The following is a 17042-nucleotide window of genomic DNA, read 5'->3' as shown; positions in this document are numbered from 1 at the left end:
TTGTCACCAACAAGTTATCTCGTTAGCAACTCTTATATCTTATCACATCCGCTCGATCATTGCAAGCTTTTTTTGAATTTATTTTTTAAATTCATTTCAGCTTGTTGATCCAAGCATTTGTTCCAGGCCGTATTTCTTGGCCGGAAATATAATATACCATGGCATCCGCCTATATGCAACCCTTTTTCGCAAATTAAAAACAAGGCAAAATTATCCACTTATTTACTTGCCTGATATGACTCATTAAGTCCATCTAATTCTGTCTGCTTATCGGGCATAGGTATAACTGAAGCTGTATATGAGTCCCCAGAATGACGGTCCACTGCAGGCCATCATCTTTAGCTGCTCCGTTCGTGTTGGTCCCCAACCAAGTATCAAAGGCGCCAAGCAGACAACGCCTAAACACCCAGGCCATTACGTGTTGATACATTGTATCAAGTGAATGTAGCACAGCTTTACAACAAAAACGCGCTCTATGCACAAAAGAGGCAGTCGGCTATAGAAAGCTATAGCCGACTGCCTCTTTTCTATCTATGAAAGGAGCAAAACCTACTCCTTATTACGCATGTGCGGGAACAGCAAGACATCGCGAATGGACGGGGAATTGGTCAGAAGCATGATCAGACGATCGATCCCGATGCCAAGTCCGCCTGTTGGCGGCATACCATATTCAAGGGCACGCAAGAAATCCTCATCCATCTCGTGCGCTTCGTCATTGCCCTGCTCTTTCTCCTTCATCTGCGCTTCAAAACGCTGACGCTGGTCAATCGGATCATTGAGCTCCGAGAATGCATTGGCATGTTCGCGCGCCACGATAAACAGCTCAAAGCGATCCGTGAACCGCGGATCCACGTCGTTCTTCTTCGCCAGCGGCGAAATCTCAACCGGGTGACCGGTTACGAACGTCGGCTGAATCAGCGTCTCTTCTACGAATTGCTCAAAGAACGCGTTCAAAATATGACCAAATGTCATATGCGGCTCAACCGGAACTTTGTGTTCTTTGGCAAGACGGTGCGCTTCCTCGTTGGACATGTCCACGCTGAAGTCTACGCCGACAACTTCTTTTACCGCATCCACCATGGATACGCGGCGCCACTGCGGCGTCAGGTCCACTTCATGCCCTTGATAGGAAATGACTTGCGTGCCCAGCACCTCTTGGGCGATATGGGCAATCAGATTCTCGGTCAGTGCCATAATATCTTTGTAGTCCGCATAAGCTTCATAAAGCTCAATCATCGTAAACTCCGGATTATGACGGGTTGAGATCCCTTCATTCCGGTATACGCGGCCAATTTCGTACACTTTCTCAAGTCCGCCCACAATCAGGCGCTTCAGATGGAGCTCAATTGCGATCCGCATATACAGTTCCATATCGAGCGCATTATGATGCGTGATGAACGGGCGTGCCGCCGCACCGCCAGCGATGGAATGCAAGGTCGGGGTCTCCACCTCAAGATAGCCTTGGGAATCCAGGTAACGGCGCATCGATTGGATAATCCGGGAACGGGTAATGAAGGTTTTCTGCACATCGGGATTGATGATCAGGTCGACGTAACGCTGACGATAACGGAGCTCTACATCCTTCAAACCATGGAATTTCTCAGGGAGCGGATACAGCGATTTCGAAAGAACCTCCAGCTCCTTCACCTTCACGGTAGTTTCACCGGTCTTGGTCTTGAACAAGACCCCTTTTATCCCGATGATGTCACCCAGATCAAGGATGCTGAATGCTTCATACTGCGCTTCTGCAACGGAATCCTGGCGAACATAAATCTGAATCCGGCCGCTCAAATCCTGAATATGGGCAAAAGAAGCCTTGCCCATGCCGCGTTTAGCCATAATCCGTCCAGCCAGGTTCACTTCCACCTGCTTCTCTTCCAACTCTTCCTTGGAGAGCTCGTCGTACTGTTTCAGAATATCACCTGCGTGATGTTCTCTTTCGTATTTTCCGCCAAACGGATCGATGCCCAGCTTGCGAAGCTCGTCCAATTTGTTGCGGCGGATTTGCAAAAGCTCACTTAACTCCTGTTCTTGTTCCTGGTTGTTCATTTCTTCCGTCATCGTCATTCATCTCCTTCATTTCGCTTCCATTGTGAATCCCGTACACATTCGGCAAGGACTTAACGGTAGGGCAGCCATTTCAAGACATGCCATCCATCCATTAAGCCCTCAACCCGGCCCTAACCTATTTAAAAAAGCCCCCGAAGGAAGCTTTCTACACCACATTCCGACTTACTTCTTAATGTCTACAATTTTATATTGAATAACGCCCGCAGGAACGTTAACATCCACAACCGATCCTTTTTGCTTGCCGATAATCGCTTTGCCGACAGGGCTCTCGTTCGAGATTTTGTTGTTAAGCGGATCCGATTCAGCCGTACCTACAATGGTATATTCCATCGTGTCGCCAAATTCCAAATCCTCCACGATCACCGTGTTGCCCACGCCGACTACATCGGTATTGATATCATCGTTGTTGATGATGCGCGCATTACGGAGCATTTTCTCCAGCGTAATAATCCGGCCTTCGATAAAGGCTTGCTCGTTCTTGGCGTCTTCATATTCGGAGTTTTCACTAATATCGCCATAACCGATGGCAACTTTAATCCGCTCAGCCACCTCGCGGCGCTTCACAGACTTCAGATTCTCAAGTTCGTCCTCCAGTTTCTTCAGACCGTCCTGGGTAAGAATGACTTCTTTATCGCTCATTAACCGATTCTCCTGTCATGTAAATAATTTAAACCACGGTATCAACATACTATATGCGAATTCTTGGGGATCAGAACTTCCCTCTGATGCCTGCTCAATTTCTTGAATTTATACTGAAAGATTATATGGGAACCATTTCAAAAAGTCAATGCGCGCAAAGGCTGTCACGGATGTCGCATACACGCAACCGTTAACAGCCTGCACCTCGTATTATCCAATCGCCGCAGCGGCTTGAGGGTATACGCTTTTTGCCGATTCTTCATGGTTCTCCAGATTGTTCACAAAGTTGTTCAGAAGGTTGACCAATTCATCGCGCTTCGTTTCTTCCATAATAATATCTTTAATGCGAGCCGATCCCTTGAGCCCTTTCAAGTACCAGGAAAGATGCTTGCGCATCTCCCTAACCGCTACCGCTTCGCCGCGCAGGGCGATCAGCCGGTCCATATGCAGGATGGCAATCCGGATTTTCTCCTGGGGAGACGGATCCGACAGCAGCTGGCCCGTCTTCAGGTATTCCACGGTACGGTACAGCATCCAAGGATTCCCCAGCGCTCCACGACCGATCATGACGCCATCGCATCCCGTCGTATCCAGCATCCGTCGCGCATCTTCCGGCGTCACTACGTCGCCGTTGCCGATAACCGGAATGGAGACGGCTTCTTTCACTTGGCGAATGATGTCCCAATCTGCGTGCCCGGTGTAGAGCTGCTCGCGCGTACGTCCGTGAACGCTGACGGCTTGACCGCCCGCCCGTTCGACAGCCTGCGCATTTTCGACAGCATAGATATGATCGCTATCCCAGCCTGTGCGCATTTTCACCGTGACCGGTTTGTTCACGGCATCGACAACCGCCGCGACCATCTCATAGATTTTGTTCGAATCCAGAAGCCAGCGCGCTCCCGCATCCATCTTCGTTACCTTCGGTGCAGGGCAGCCCATGTTGATGTCGATGATATCGGCATTGGTCTGTTGATCGACGACTTTGGCCGCTTCCACCAGGGATACGCGGTCGCCGCCAAAAATTTGCAGGCTCAACGGCTTCTCCCGCTCGTCGACGAACAGCATTTCCTGGGTGCGCTTGTTGCCGTGAACGATCGCCTTGCCGCTGACCATTTCGGCGCAGACCAGACCGGTGCCGAATTCCTTCGCGATCAATCGGAACGCCGGATTGCACACGCCAGCCATCGGCGCCAGAACCACTTGGTTTTTCATTTCAACGTTTCCGATTTTCAATTGATCCATTCCATGTTTCCCTCCTTTATTTTCAAATATTTATAGTCGATGGATCCCGCTTCTCGAGCGTGAAATCCCCTAAGTTTCAAACCAAACCATCATACCCATGAATCGCGCAATCGTCCAGTCCGCAACATTTACTCATTCTTGTAGATCCCATCCAAAAAGCATCTTCCTATATTAATGGCAGGGTTTCTAAAAAATAAACCTGAATCGCCTTCACGATAGATAAATCTAGCTCCGTTCCTTAAGCTCCTGCAACGTAATCTCCAGCACGTCGGCAATCTGTGCCAGCATCTGCTCTTCGGCACGGCGGTTTCCCCGCTCGATGGCGCCAAGAACAGCCAGAGAAATACCGGATCGCTCGGCGAGCTCTTGCTGGGTCAAACCCTTCAATTTTCGGAAAGCGCGGATACGCTGCGCCAGCTGCTTGTTTTCCAAAGCTGAATTCCTTCCTTTCCTTCCAGGTTCTCAAGTGCTGTCTTCACCACGGGGTACAGACCAGAAGGTTCAAGCTCAGACACGATATCGGCCAACGGCCTGAGAACGAAAGCCCGTTCCTGCATGCGGGGATGCGGCAGAACGAGGTCCGGCGTATCCAGACGGCGTCCTTCCATCCATAACAGATCCAGATCCACCGTCCGCGGTCCCCAGTGAATATGACGGACCCGGCCGAGCTGTTTCTCGATTTGCTGCATTACGGCAAGCAGCTCATGGGGACTCAGCGATGTCGACACGGCTGCGGCCATATTAAGGAACATCGGCTGATCCACGTAACCGACCGGTTCGGTCTCATACAGGTTGGATACGCGCTCTACCTCAATGCCTGGCACTTCATCCAACCGTTCCAAAGCCTCCATCAGGTTCCCCTCGCGGTCTCCCAAATTGGCCCCTAAAGCAATATAAGCCTCTGAACACTCAGAGGTGGCGTGTGAATTCATGATCGTCTCACTTCCTGGTCCGGTGCAGCTCAATGGTCACACCTTCAAAATGAATGTCAAAAGGCGGGTGCGGCTTCGTCAATCGGACCGTTAAAGCATCGATAATAGTATAAGTGTCCAATACCTTAGATGCAATATGCTCCGCTAAAGCTTCAATCAGGCGGAACGACTCCGTCCGCATAATCTCCAGCAGGAGTTCATGAATCTCGGCATAATTTACCGTTAACGTCAGATCATCCGTCTTCGCGGCTTTGCTCAAATCCATCTCCAGCTCAAGATCCACATAGAAACGTTGGCCCAGCTTCCGCTCTTCCTCAAACACACCGTGGTAACCGTAGTATTCCATGCGGCTCAGTATCATTTTATCCATCTCGTACTCCGCCCTTCCATCCTTGATCCCAAAAAATTAGTTGCGTTGAAGCTCCGTTGAAGCGTAAGTCATGGCATCGCACATCATGGCTGTCCGTTTCATATGCTTCACGTCGTGCACCCGAACGATCTGACAGCCTTGCGCAATCCCGTATGCGACGGTGGCTGCCGTTCCTTCCAGCACGTCTTGTGCCGGAGCTCCAAGCGCGGTTTGGATAAACCTTTTGCGGGAGGTAGCCAGCAGTACCGGAAACCCCAGCCCCACAAGCTGATCGAGAGATGCCATCACTTTCATGTTCTCGTCATAGTCCTTAGCAAAACCGATGCCCGGATCAAGCAAAATTTGGTGATCCTGCACACCGGCAGCGCGCGCAATTTCGACGCTTTCCAGCAAATCGCGTTTTACGTCTTCTATCAGATTCGTGTAATTTCGATCGCGTCGATTATGCATAAGAATGACGGGGCATCCGAGCTCTGCCGCCGTCTTAGGCATATCAGGATCGTCTTTAAAGCCCCAGATATCATTAATGATATGAGCCCCCGCTCCAATAGCCTGACGCGCCACTTCCGCTTTATAGGTGTCAATCGACAACGGAATTTGCGGCGCGTGCCGGTGAATAGCTTCAATAACCGGGATTACGCGGGCAAGCTCCTCTGAAGCTCCAACCGGCTCGTGTCCCGGCCGCGTCGATTCCCCGCCGATATCGATGATGTCGGCTCCCTCCTCAATCAGCTGAAGCGCATGCTCAACTGCTCGCTCCGTGTCGTTATAACGGCCTCCGTCCGAGAACGAATCCGGCGTCACATTCAATATGCCCATAATGAGCGTCGATTGACCGAGCTTTAACTCAGCGTCCTTGCTCAAACGATATTCACGTTCATAGATGGTTGTTTTCATATATCAAGCCCTGCTTTCCTTCTATACGCATACAGCAATGTACGGGTTATCGGGCCGGCCACTCCTTGTCCGATGGTCAGTGCCTCACCTTCAACTCCAATCAACGTCGTGACCGGAACAATCTCCTGAACAGAGCCTGTCGTAAATATTTCATCCGCTCCGGTAAATACATCCCAATCGTAACGGCCTTCTTCGGCCTCGATGCCAAGATCGGCAGCCAATTCCAGTACCACCGCACGGGTAATCCCCGGCAAAATGCCGGTACCCACGTCCGGCGTATATAAACGCCCCTTCTTGACGAAAAAGACGTTGCTGACGATGCCTTCGGCCACGTCTCCCGCCGAAGTTAACATCAGCCCCTCTGCCGGACCACCCGATGGTTCCGGATATCTTGCCAATTCCCGCTTTGCGAGTATATTGTTCATATAATGCAGGGATTTCATCCGGACCGATGATTCCGGCGTGTTCCGCGGTAGGGACAGCAGCCTCATGGCTCTGCCTGTCTCGTAGAGCGCAGCGTTGGCGGCCGGCAGCTCTTTGGCGAATAGTATCTCGGCCGGCTTCGCATAATCTCCGGCAGGCAAACCGAGCAATCCTTCTCCTGCGGTTACGGTGTACCGTATATAGGCATCGTGAAGGCCGTTCGCCTCCATCAGCTCGGCAATCCAGCCGCTGATCCTCTCGGCATCCGCCTTGTGGGCGATCCCGAGCTTCCGGCAGCTGTCCGTCAGCCGGTTCAAATGCCGCTCTAGCAAAAAGGGCTTCCCCTGATACGTGCGGAAGGTCTCGAATAGACCCATTCCGTACAAAAGCCCATGATCCATCACAGGTATGACCGCGTCGGCAGCTTCAACGATGCCGCCGTTCATGCCTATATATTTCATGCCTTTGCGCCAGCCGTGCGCTTCAGGAAGTTGCGCAGCATCTGATGGCCATGGTCGGTAATGATGGATTCCGGATGAAACTGCACGCCTTCCACGGGATAATGCTTGTGCCGAAGCCCCATGATTTCGCCCTCTTCCGTCCAGGCGGTAATCTCCAGCTCCTCGGGGAGGGTCTCCTTCTCAACGATCAGCGAGTGATATCGCGTTGCGGTGAACGGAACCGGCAAACCTTCGAAGACCGATTCTCCTGTGTGTTGGATGGCGGATGTTTTTCCATGCATGAGGCGCTCCGCACGGATGACGTTGCCGCCAAAGGCTTGCCCGATCGCCTGATGGCCGAGGCAGACGCCGAAGATGGGAATGATCCCTTTGAAATGCGAAATCACGTCCAGACTAATGCCCGCTTCATTCGGCGTGCACGGTCCCGGCGATATCAGGATATGGTCCGGCGCCAACGCTTCGATGCCGGCGATGTCGATCTCATCATTCCGGTAAACCTTGACTTCCTCGCCGAGCTCCCCCAAATATTGAACCAGGTTATACGTAAACGAATCATAATTGTCGATGACAAGTATCATGTTATTTCCCCCCTATATAGGCAGCCGCCGCTGCGGCTTCTTCTTCACTGCACATCAGCGCCGCTATCAAAGCTTTGGCCTTGTTATGGCACTCCCGGTATTCCCGATAAGGATCGGAATCAATGACGATCCCAGCACCTGTCTGAATGTAACCGACCCCATCCTTCACGGCGAGGGTTCGGATAATTATGTTAAGCTCCATATCGCCGTTATAATCGATCCAGCCCATGGAGCCGGTATAAGGCCCCCGCGTCACGGGCTCCAGCTCTTCGATGATTTCCATGGTCCTGATTTTGGGTGCGCCGGTAATGGTGCCTCCAGGGAACGCTGCCGCAATGACATCATATGCATTGTTGCCCTCAGCAATCCGCCCTTCCACTTGGGACACCAAATGCATGACGTGCGAGTACCTCTCCACGGTCATCAGCTCCGGTACATGCACCGTCCCGTATGCGGCAATGCGGCCGATGTCATTCCGTTCCAGGTCGACCAGCATAATATGCTCGGCCCGTTCCTTCTCGCTGCCAAGCAGCTCCGCTTCCATGGCCGCGTCCTCTTCCGGATTTCTCCCCCGGCGGCGGGTACCCGCGATCGGCCGGGCTGACACGGTATCGCCATCCAGCTTCACCAGCAATTCCGGCGAGCCGCTGGCCAAACTGAAGCCTGGCGAGGATAAATACCCCATATAAGGTGAAGGGTTCAGAATGCGCAGCCACTCGTAAATATCGGAAGGTTCCGCATGGAGCTGCAGATGCCGGCGAAGAGACAAGTTGACCTGAAAAACATCGCCCTGCCGAATATATTCTTGGATCGAGAAAACCGCCTGCTCGAACGCTTCCTGCGAAAAATCAATCTCCAGCCGATCCCATACCTCCACGTTCGGCCCTGACAGCTCCTGCGCTTTCTTCCATCGTTCCTGCCGCACCCGTTCATCTTCGGAATTCGAATCGTTCTCCGGCCCCGTTCCGTACATTTGATTCCATTGGGAGAGCATCGATTCGGCTCTTAAGCCGGCCTTCTCATATAATTCCTCCAAAATTCCTTCCTGCCCCTGTGAGAGCTCAGAACCTTCAGAAACATTCGCTGAATCCTCAAGCGCCGTCGCCTCCTTCGAATCTTCCCCGCTCCCGAAAGCCCAAGGCAGAGGAACATGCACCGAGCAGTATAGGCTGTCATCCGCATGATCGTAAATCCAGACTTCTTCCATGCGCATCCACAAATAATCCGGAAAGCCAGGCTCATCCTTGGCCATCACGGGCAGCTGCTCGATCGAGCGGATGACATCGTAGCTCAGAAAGCCTGCACAGCCTCCCCGAAAATCCGGCCATCCCGGCACTCGGGGTGATTTCCACGCTTTCATCCACTGCTCCAACAGACGCAGCGGCTCTCCCGTTACCTGCGTTCGCAATCCGCCTGACATTTCGACGACCTCGCCCTGGCTTCCTTTTCCCTGCAAAATGGACACCGGTCGTAACCCAAGATACGTGTAGCGTCCGCCCTTACCGCTCTCCAGCACAAAGGCATAAGGCGAGGCCGCTTTCCAAGCATGTCTCCATGACAGGGGTAATCCTCGTGTTGCTCCTTTATATTGAACCAGATAGGGAACGACGGACCAGCCCTCTTTAGCCCATGACTGCCACTGGGCCAGCTCCACTCTTCTCTCCATGCCGATCCTCCCTTAGTCTTCAAAAGCCTTACTGTTGCCTGTCAGTATACTGTATCCCGCTTCTCTTGAAAACCCTAAATAGAGGCTTGTCCAACAATAATTTTTGAAGCGGTCAGCCCTTGATTCCATTAAAGCGTTATCTTAGGGAGTAGTATACGCAAAAAGCCCTCAATGCTATAAAAAACACATTGAGGGCTCCCTTCTCGCAGCACATTACCTCACTTGGGTGAGATGAAAATGCACAGCCTATTCCAGAACATTTTATTCGAAGTTATAGAGCGGCGTGCTCAGGTAACGCTCTCCGTTGCTTGGAATGACAGCGACAACCCGCTTGCCTTTACCAAGCTCTTTGGCGACCTTCAAGGCAGCATATACAGCCGCACCGGAGGAAATACCGCCAAGAACGCCTTCTTCCTTCGCCACGCGGCGGGAAGTTTCAAAGGCATCGTCATTCTCTACATGAACGATTTCATCATACACTTCTTGGTTCAAAATTTCCGGGATGAAGTTTGCGCCAATGCCCTGGATTTTGTGAGGGCCTGGCTTGCCACCGGCAAGGATTGGCGATGCAGCAGGCTCCACCGCAATAATCTTGATGTCAGGGTATTGCTCCTTCAGCACTTCCCCAGCGCCTGTAATTGTACCGCCTGTTCCGATGCCAGCCACGAACGCATCCAGGGAACCGCCGATCGATTGGATCGCTTCAACGATTTCCGGACCAGTCGTTTCACGGTGGATCTTCACGTTCGCTTGGTTCTTGAACTGCTCGGCCATGAAGAATCCGGCATTTTCCTTCAGGATTTCTTCGGCCTTCTTAACGGCACCGTTCATTCCTTCAGATCCCGGTGTCAGGACCAGTTCCGCTCCGTAAGCACGCAGCAGGTTTCGGCGCTCCAAGCTCATGGTTTCAGGCATGACGATAACCGCTTTATAGCCTTTAGCCGCTGCCACCATAGCTAAGCCGATGCCGGTATTGCCGCTGGTCGCTTCAATGATCGTATCGCCCGGCTTCAAACGTCCATCCTTCTCTGCCTCTTCCACGATGCTGATCGCGATCCGGTCTTTAACGCTGGCGCCCGGGTTCTGGTATTCCAGCTTCAGATAGATCTCTGCGCTATCCTCAGGTACGATCCGGTTCAAACGGACGAGCGGGGTTTCACCGATTAATTCTGTCACATTATTTACGACTTTTGCCATGAAAGAAGACCTCCTCTAAATATGGATCTGGATAAAAATAGTGAATACATAATGGTGTTATTCATTCGAATGTCGAATCATGAATTTGTAGGTTCTCGATGTTAAAAAAATGGGAGCCGGCGGATTAATAAAATTCCTGTTGTTCAATGGCTCTCCAATATCCGAGTAAAAAAGGTAGGTTTTTGTACCTTCATCTTATCAACGTTACAGGCCATTGTCAATATCCAGCTGCTCGAAAATCAACATTTCTAGGTGAATTTTCCTGCGACTCACGAACGAGCCGAACGCGAAATCCTTCGGAGGACTTCATGCGGGATAACCGCCAATTTTCCTCAGCCATCCAAGCTCAGGCATTAACTACAGCGAAAAAAGCCCCTGCAGCCAGATCTTTCTCCGCCACAGCGAGCTTTCCTCATGTTGTTGCTCTATTTACAGCGTAACCGTACCCGCACTGATCCGTGCCTCGTATTTCTCGCGAAGCTGCCGCTCCAATTCCGATAAGGACACCGACTGCTCCAGGGCCAGCTGCTTGCGAACCGCCTTCCGGATACTTTCCTCGCTAGGAGCTTGAGGCTCAATAATATCCCTCACATATACTATGGCGTATGTGTCCGTGAGCGATACAGGTCCCGCAATATCTCCGGGCTCGAGCGATAAAGCTGCTTCAAGCAGCTCTGGCGGCAAAAAGGGGTCATCCTCTTCTACCAAGCCGATCTGTCCGCCGTCTTCCCGAGTGTACTCGTCAAGGGATACCTGAGCTGCGAGATCCGCAAAATCCTCCCCATTTTCCAGCCGATCCATGACGCGTTCCGCCTCATCTTCCGAAGCGACTTCAATCATGGATAAATTCAGCTGTTTCTTGGGCCGAAATTGATCAGGGTACTGTTCCAGATACGAATCGATTTGCTGCTCCTCGATGTGAACATCGGAAGTCGCAATTTTCTCAAGCAGGAGCCGATAAGTCGTCTCCGTCTTTAACTCACTCTCCGTAATGCCAAGCTGATCTTCCATTTCCGATAAGAACCGTTCCTTAGAGCCATAGCTTCGGCTCATGACTTCGATTTCCGTTTCGACTTCCGCGGTCGTCACATCAATGCCCTTCGCTTTCGCTTCCAGCGCCACGGCGTGCCGATTCAGCATGGTCATCAGCATTTCGCGCCCATATCGCTTCTTCAGCTCGTCAACCCACTCGTCTTCGGTAATCGCCCTGTCCTGGATGGATGCAACGGGCTGGGAGCCTGTTTCCCACGGCGGTGAAGCCTCCTGCGAAAAGCCCCCGGAAAACAGCATCCAGCCCCCCATACCCAATACGCATGCTGTCAAGACAATGACGGTCGCCCACAATCCCTTCTCTTGTCTCGTCATCACGGTCGCTCATCCCAACATTAAGATTTGGCCCGCTCTAGCACGGATTTAAGCTGTTCTCGGTCAAACGTATATCGTTCATTGCAAAAATGGCAGGAAACCTCTGCTTTGCCGTCCTCTTCGATCATCTGCTCAAGCTCTTCCCGTCCCAAGCTGATCAGTGCGCGCTCCACCCGCTCATGCGAGCAGTCGCAGCTGAAGTAGACTTCCGTTTCCTCCAGAATCGTCACATCCGGAACGACGCGTTTCAGGATATCCTCGAGATCCAGCCCTTCCTCCAGCATCTCGGTGATCGGAGGAATCTTGCTTAACGCCAGCTCGATCTCCGTAATCTCTTCATCGCTAACGCCGGGGAGAAGCTGAATGATGAAGCCGCCGGCATTGGCCACGGAATAATCCGGCGAAACCAGCACGCCCAAGCTTACCGCCGAGTTGGTCTGTTCGGATACGGCAAAATAATACGTGAAATCTTCGGCCAGCTCGCCCGAGATAATCGGCACGCTGCCACGGTAAGGCTCCTTCAATCCGAAATCCTTGACCACATCAATCTGACCGGTAGTCCCTACCGCAGCGGCTACGTCCATCTTGCCCGGACGTATATTCGTCAGCTCCACATGCGGATTTTTGACATAACCGCGTACCTCGCCCTTGGCATTGCTCTCCGCCGCAATCAGACCGATCGGTCCATCGCCGCGAACCTGAATGCTAAGACGCTCATCTCCCTTCAGCATAGCTCCCATCATCGCTGCTGCTGACACGGTGCGGCCCAAAGCGGCTGTGACGACAGGGAACGTATCGTGTCTTCGGCGAAGCTCTTCCACCAGATCGGTTGTCCGAACGGCAAATGCCCGCACTTTCCCGTTTAACGCCGTTCCCCGCAGCATACGGTCTTTTTGATTACCCATCTTGAGGCCTCCTTGTCTTTCTGGTTGTTTGTAATATCTAACGGTTTTATATCGGTTCTAGTTACGCTCGTAAATAATACGCAAGCCTTCCAGCGTCAAGAGGGGAGAAATCTCTTCGATGGATTCCGTTTCGCCGGCAATCAGCTCAGCCATTCCCCCCGTGGCGATAACCTTAACATTGTCCGTTCCCATCTCGGCTTTTATGCGTTTAACCAGGCCATCGACCTGTCCTGCATAACCGAATACGATGCCGGCCTGCATGGCATGAACGGTGTTGCGCCCAATCACCTTTTTCGGCTTTTCGAGCTCTACGCGAGGAAGCTTGGAAGCACGCTGCACAAGGGCTTCCGTGGCAATGCCAATGCCCGGCACAATTACGCCGCCCAGATAGTTGCCTGCTTCATCAATGCAATCAAACTTCGTCGCCGTACCGAAATCCACTACGATCAGCGGCCCCCCGTACTGCTCGACGGCTGCTACTGCATTCACGATCCGGTCAGCCCCCACCTCGCGCGGATTCTCATACCGCAGATTGAGTCCGGTTTTGATCCCCGGCCCAACGATAAGGGGCGCCTTGCCAATATATTTATTGCACATTTCCTCGACCACGCGCACAAGCGGAGGAACTACGGAAGAGACAATAACGCCTTCTATTTGGCTTACCAATATATTGGACATTTGAAACAAATTGTGGATCAATACACCATATTCGTCCACGGTAGACTGACGCGATGTACTGATCCGAAAATCATGCAGCAGTTTCTTTCCCTGGTACACACCCAGCACAATATTGGTATTCCCTACGTCCACAACGAGAATCAACCCTCTGCTCCTCCTTTCTTTGCATTCAGATCCAAACTAATATCGAGACTATGGAATGAATACGTCAGCCGTCCAACCGAAATGACATCGACCCCGGTCTCCGCAATCCCGCGCACGGTCTCCAGCGTCACGTTCCCCGACGCTTCGACGCGAACGTGGGGCGACTTGGCCTTGATTCTCCGCACGGCCTCCGTCATCATGTCATGACTCATGTTGTCCAGCATGATAATATCCGCGCCTGCAGCCAAGGCTTCTTCCACTTGTGCCAGGCTCTCGGTTTCAACTTCGATCGTCATGGTGTGCGGAATATGGGCTCTGGCCCGGCTGACCGCCTGGGCGATGCCGCCCGCACCCTTGATGTGATTATCCTTGATCATGACGGCATCGTACAGGCCGAAGCGATGATTCGCGCCGCCGCCGACCCGCACGGCATATTTCTCAAGCATCCGGTGGCCTGGCGTCGTTTTGCGGGTATCCACCAGCCTTGTCGGCAATCCCTCAAGCACATCAACAAAAGAACGTGTTTTGGTTGCAATGCCCGATAGACGCTGAAGCAAATTTAACGCGAGCCGCTCGCCTGTCAAAATACGATGGGTGCTTCCTTCCACCTCAGCGAGAACCGTCCCTTTTTCCACCACGTCTCCGTCACGGACCAATGCCGTAAACGTAAGCGTTGGATCTACCGTTTCGAATACCAGCTCTGCCACCGGCATGCCTGCCACGATGCCTGCCTCTTTGGCATGGATAACCCCTTTGGATTGGTGACCCGGCTCGATCGTGGTGAGGGTCGTAATATCCCCCGACCCAATATCCTCCTGAAGCCAAGTCCGTATGCTCTGGAGAAGGCCATCGTTATATCCGTTAAACATCATCGCTCAATTCCTCCGTCATTTCTTGGTCCCGTATAAACACAATATGCTTGCGCCATTCGCTGTCATTTCGCTCCGGATAATCCTCTCGGTAGTGAGCTCCCCGGCTTTCTTCCCGTCCCAGCGCGCCTTGAACCACCAGCAGGGATGCAGTCAGCATGTTCGCAAATTCGTATTCTTCACGCTTGGAGAGCATCGATTGGAACAAGGGCAGCTGACGGCCAAGCTCTTCCGCCGCTCTTATTAGAGTATCCCGATTTCTCCGAAGTCCTGCATAACGCACCATGACCTTCTGAAGCTTCAAGCGTTTTTCCACCATCGCTTGCGACGGAGCGTCCTTGCGGCCCAGATGAAATGATACCCCAAGAGGATCCCCAGAGGGTTTCGGGAGGCTCTTAATGCGCTCGACAATCCGACTGCCGTACACGACCGCCTCCGAAAGCGAATTGCTGGCCAACCGGTTCGCTCCGTGAACACCGGTAGACGAGACCTCTCCGCAAGCAAATAATCGCTTCACGCTGCTCTCGCCGTGCAGGTTGGTCTTGATGCCCCCCATCATATAATGGGCAGCCGGGGAGACCGGAATCCAATCGGACGATAAATCCAGCCCGTACTGCATGCATGTTTCATAAATCGTTGGGAATCGATGTTTGACCATTTCCGGCGACTCATGGGTAATATCCAGGTATACGAAGGTCGATCCCGTCGCTTCCATTTCGCTGACAATGGCCCGTGCCACGATATCCCGGGGTGCCAGCTCCTGTAACTCATGGTATTTCGGCATGAACCGTTCCCCTCTTATATTACGAAGCACGGCACCTTCGCCGCGAACCGCCTCTGATATCAGGAAACGGGGAGCGCCCGGATAGCTTAGCGCCGTCGGATGAAACTGGATAAACTCCATATCCCGAATTTCCGCGCCGGCCCGATAAGCCATGGCGATGCCATCTGCGGTCGCAACCTCCGGATTGGTCGTGTACCGGTACAACTGACCGGCCCCGCCGGAACACATAATCGTCGCACGGCCGCGCACGAATACCCGCTTGCCATCCGGCATCTGTACCAATGCGCCGTGACACTCTCCCTGCTCGGTAATCAGGTCAATGACAAAATGATCGTCCCATACCTCTATATTGTGAAGCATTTCGACCTGAATGGAAAGAGCGCGCACAATTTCATAACCGGTAGCATCCCCGTTGGCATGAAGGATCCGTCGGTGGCTGTGCGCACCTTCTTTGGTCAAAGCAAGCTCGCCGTTCTCCACATCAAACGTCGTGCCGAGGCGAATCAGCTCTTGAACCCCGACGGGACCCTCGTTTACAAGCACATCCACCGCGGCAGATGAACATAAACCGGCCCCTGCAAGGAGGGTATCCTGACGGTGATATGCTGGCGAGTCATCCTCCGCCGTTACGGCCGCGATCCCGCCTTGAGCATAACGCGTGTTGCTCTCGAGGAGCGATTTTTTCGTAATCAAAAGCACATTCTGAGTCGCACTTGCCATGATCGCCGTATATAAACCCGCAATGCCTGAACCGATCACGATGACATCCGTCTCTACAACCGGGAGATCGTTCAGCTCAAAATCAATCAAATACTGCGGTATCACGTTGCCTCACCTGTCTTTTCACGAAAGAGTAGCGCATGCTACTTAACCTGTAACATGCGCTCTAATGAAGTTCTGGCTTTCTCTGCAACGACCGGCGGCACATAGATCTGCGGCTTCATCGTTTCAAGTGCTCTCACCAGCTTTTTGAGATTATTCACTTTCATATTCGGACATACCAGGAATTTCGTCGCGAAGTGGAACGATTTATCCGGGCTATCCAATCGAAGCTGATAACCGGTACCGTCCTCAGTTCCCACGATAAACTCCTTGGCCGATGACTGTTTGCAATATTCCAGAATGGCGGTTGTGCTTCCCACAAAGTCACCCATGGCAACAACCTCCGGACGGCATTCCGGATGCACCACAAATTCAGCCTGAGGATATTTGGCCCTCATCTCGACGACATCCTTAACGGTCAGCATGTCATGCGTGTTGCAGTATCCTTCCCAAATAATGAGTTTCTTGTCGGTATGCTGCTGAACATAATGCCCCAGGTTCTTATCGGGAACCCATATAATTTCGTCCGAATCCACCGACTGAATCACTTTCACGGCGTTGGAGGAAGTGCAGCAGATATCCGTTTCGGCCTTGATTTCAGCGGATGAATTGATGTACGTAACCACCTTCGCATTCGGATGCTGCGCTTTCAATTTCCGCAGTCCGTCCACGTTCACCATATCGGCCATAGGACAGCCGGCCCGTTCATCCGGAATGAGAACCGTTTTGTTTGGTGCCAGGATTTTGGCGCTCTCGCCCATAAAATGCACGCCGCAGAATACGATGACCTCGGCGTCGGTTTGTGCCGCCTTCTGCGCGAGCAAGAAGGAATCCCCCGGAAATCAGCAACCTCCTGAATTTCGTCCCGTTGATAATAATGAGCCAAAATAATTGCATTGCGTTCCTTCTTCAACTGCATTAACCGCTCACGCAGTTCACGGTTCTGTTCTGCCTTGCGCTCCAGTGCCAAAGCTTCCATGATCGACCCTCTCCCTTTATG

The 17042-nt window shown here is 52.3% G+C and carries 16 protein-coding genes and 1 pseudogene; all 17 read right to left on the bottom strand.

The genetic code is table 11. The annotated features are described in order from the left end of the window. Positions 1-549 precede the first annotated feature (549 nt). Complete coding sequence (lysS, locus tag P0X86_RS33095; RefSeq protein ID WP_096777307.1) at positions 550-2061, bottom strand: lysine--tRNA ligase; 1512 nt, start codon at positions 2059-2061, stop codon at positions 550-552. A 171-nt stretch (positions 2062-2232) separates the two neighbouring features. Continuing rightward, a complete protein-coding gene (greA, locus tag P0X86_RS33090; protein WP_009591919.1) occupies positions 2233-2709 on the bottom strand; it encodes a transcription elongation factor GreA in 477 nt (158 codons plus the stop codon). A gap of 210 nt (positions 2710-2919) precedes the next feature. Beyond that, on the bottom strand, positions 2920-3951 hold the full coding sequence (dusB, locus tag P0X86_RS33085; RefSeq protein WP_096777308.1) for a tRNA dihydrouridine synthase DusB: 1032 nt from the start codon (positions 3949-3951) through the stop codon (positions 2920-2922). A 225-nt stretch (positions 3952-4176) separates the two neighbouring features. After that, positions 4177-4383 (bottom strand): helix-turn-helix domain-containing protein, encoded by a 207-nt coding sequence (locus P0X86_RS33080; RefSeq protein ID WP_012818334.1) that lies wholly within the window; start codon positions 4381-4383, stop codon positions 4177-4179. After that, the gene (gene folK, locus P0X86_RS33075) at positions 4335-4883 is read right to left on the bottom strand and encodes a 2-amino-4-hydroxy-6-hydroxymethyldihydropteridine diphosphokinase (protein ID WP_036672070.1); all 549 of its coding nucleotides are present in this window, start codon (positions 4881-4883) and stop codon (positions 4335-4337) included. The genes P0X86_RS33080 and folK overlap by 49 nt, the downstream gene beginning before the upstream one ends. Before the next feature lie 7 nt (positions 4884-4890). Beyond that, a complete protein-coding gene (gene folB / locus P0X86_RS33070; RefSeq protein WP_009591901.1) occupies positions 4891-5253 on the bottom strand; it encodes a dihydroneopterin aldolase in 363 nt (120 codons plus the stop codon). Between the two features lie 36 nt (positions 5254-5289). Next, positions 5290-6150 carry a dihydropteroate synthase gene (gene folP / locus P0X86_RS33065; RefSeq protein ID WP_096777309.1) on the bottom strand — a complete coding sequence of 287 codons (861 nt, stop codon included), beginning with the start codon at positions 6148-6150 and terminating at the stop codon, positions 5290-5292. After that, positions 6147-7034 (bottom strand): aminotransferase class IV, encoded by an 888-nt coding sequence (locus tag P0X86_RS33060; RefSeq protein WP_277747447.1) that lies wholly within the window; start codon positions 7032-7034, stop codon positions 6147-6149. The genes folP and P0X86_RS33060 overlap by 4 nt, the downstream gene beginning before the upstream one ends. Further along, the gene (gene pabA / locus P0X86_RS33055; RefSeq protein WP_009591892.1) at positions 7031-7612 is read right to left on the bottom strand and encodes an aminodeoxychorismate/anthranilate synthase component II; all 582 of its coding nucleotides are present in this window, start codon (positions 7610-7612) and stop codon (positions 7031-7033) included. Before pabA ends, P0X86_RS33060 begins: the two co-directional genes overlap by 4 nt. A gap of 1 nt (position 7613) precedes the next feature. Beyond that, positions 7614-9278: an anthranilate synthase component I family protein gene (locus tag P0X86_RS33050; protein WP_277747446.1), complete on the bottom strand. Its 1665-nt coding sequence runs from the start codon at positions 9276-9278 to the stop codon at positions 7614-7616. Positions 9279-9539: 261 nt separating this feature from the next. Then, positions 9540-10475: a cysteine synthase A gene (cysK, locus tag P0X86_RS33045; RefSeq protein WP_012818329.1), complete on the bottom strand. Its 936-nt coding sequence runs from the start codon at positions 10473-10475 to the stop codon at positions 9540-9542. Between the two features lie 429 nt (positions 10476-10904). Beyond that, on the bottom strand, positions 10905-11840 hold the full coding sequence (locus tag P0X86_RS33040) for a peptidylprolyl isomerase (protein WP_277749111.1): 936 nt from the start codon (positions 11838-11840) through the stop codon (positions 10905-10907). 20 nt (positions 11841-11860) lie between these two features. Continuing rightward, positions 11861-12745, bottom strand: coding sequence for an Hsp33 family molecular chaperone HslO (gene hslO / locus P0X86_RS33035; RefSeq protein WP_009591925.1), 885 nt, complete (start codon positions 12743-12745; stop codon positions 11861-11863). Positions 12746-12802: 57 nt separating this feature from the next. Beyond that, complete coding sequence (locus P0X86_RS33030) at positions 12803-13567, bottom strand: type III pantothenate kinase (protein WP_277747445.1); 765 nt, start codon at positions 13565-13567, stop codon at positions 12803-12805. After that, positions 13564-14439, bottom strand: coding sequence for a carboxylating nicotinate-nucleotide diphosphorylase (gene nadC, locus P0X86_RS33025; RefSeq protein WP_213581006.1), 876 nt, complete (start codon positions 14437-14439; stop codon positions 13564-13566). Before nadC ends, P0X86_RS33030 begins: the two co-directional genes overlap by 4 nt. Beyond that, positions 14429-16045, bottom strand: coding sequence for an L-aspartate oxidase (gene nadB / locus P0X86_RS33020; RefSeq protein ID WP_192570137.1), 1617 nt, complete (start codon positions 16043-16045; stop codon positions 14429-14431). The genes nadC and nadB overlap by 11 nt, the downstream gene beginning before the upstream one ends. Before the next feature lie 38 nt (positions 16046-16083). Next, positions 16084-17021 (bottom strand): annotated as a pseudogene (gene nadA, locus P0X86_RS33015) (quinolinate synthase NadA). Positions 17022-17042: the final 21 nt, after the last annotated feature.

Source organism: Paenibacillus sp. BR1-192, from assembly GCF_029542445.1.
GTDB lineage: Bacteria > Bacillota > Bacilli > Paenibacillales > Paenibacillaceae > Paenibacillus_AQ > Paenibacillus_AQ lautus_A.
This window is presented reverse-complemented; position numbering and strand designations above follow the sequence as displayed.

What these genes read in the sequence shown, in the direction of transcription:
- lysS (WP_096777307.1), bottom strand. Translation starts at nt 2,061, where the DNA reads ATGACGGAAGAAATGAACAACCAGGAACAAGAACAGGAGTTAAGTGAG.
- greA (WP_009591919.1), bottom strand. Translation starts at nt 2,709, where the DNA reads ATGAGCGATAAAGAAGTCATTCTTACCCAGGACGGTCTGAAGAAACTG.
- dusB (WP_096777308.1), bottom strand. Translation starts at nt 3,951, where the DNA reads ATGGATCAATTGAAAATCGGAAACGTTGAAATGAAAAACCAAGTGGTT.
- folK (WP_036672070.1), bottom strand. Translation starts at nt 4,883, where the DNA reads ATGAATTCACACGCCACCTCTGAGTGTTCAGAGGCTTATATTGCTTTA.
- folB (WP_009591901.1), bottom strand. Translation starts at nt 5,253, where the DNA reads ATGGATAAAATGATACTGAGCCGCATGGAATACTACGGTTACCACGGT.
- folP (WP_096777309.1), bottom strand. Translation starts at nt 6,150, where the DNA reads ATGAAAACAACCATCTATGAACGTGAATATCGTTTGAGCAAGGACGCT.
- P0X86_RS33060 (WP_277747447.1), bottom strand. Translation starts at nt 7,034, where the DNA reads ATGAAATATATAGGCATGAACGGCGGCATCGTTGAAGCTGCCGACGCG.
- pabA (WP_009591892.1), bottom strand. Translation starts at nt 7,612, where the DNA reads ATGATACTTGTCATCGACAATTATGATTCGTTTACGTATAACCTGGTT.
- P0X86_RS33050 (WP_277747446.1), bottom strand. Translation starts at nt 9,278, where the DNA reads ATGGAGAGAAGAGTGGAGCTGGCCCAGTGGCAGTCATGGGCTAAAGAG.
- cysK (WP_012818329.1), bottom strand. Translation starts at nt 10,475, where the DNA reads ATGGCAAAAGTCGTAAATAATGTGACAGAATTAATCGGTGAAACCCCG.
- P0X86_RS33040 (WP_277749111.1), bottom strand. Translation starts at nt 11,840, where the DNA reads ATGACGAGACAAGAGAAGGGATTGTGGGCGACCGTCATTGTCTTGACA.
- hslO (WP_009591925.1), bottom strand. Translation starts at nt 12,745, where the DNA reads ATGGGTAATCAAAAAGACCGTATGCTGCGGGGAACGGCGTTAAACGGG.
- nadC (WP_213581006.1), bottom strand. Translation starts at nt 14,439, where the DNA reads ATGATGTTTAACGGATATAACGATGGCCTTCTCCAGAGCATACGGACT.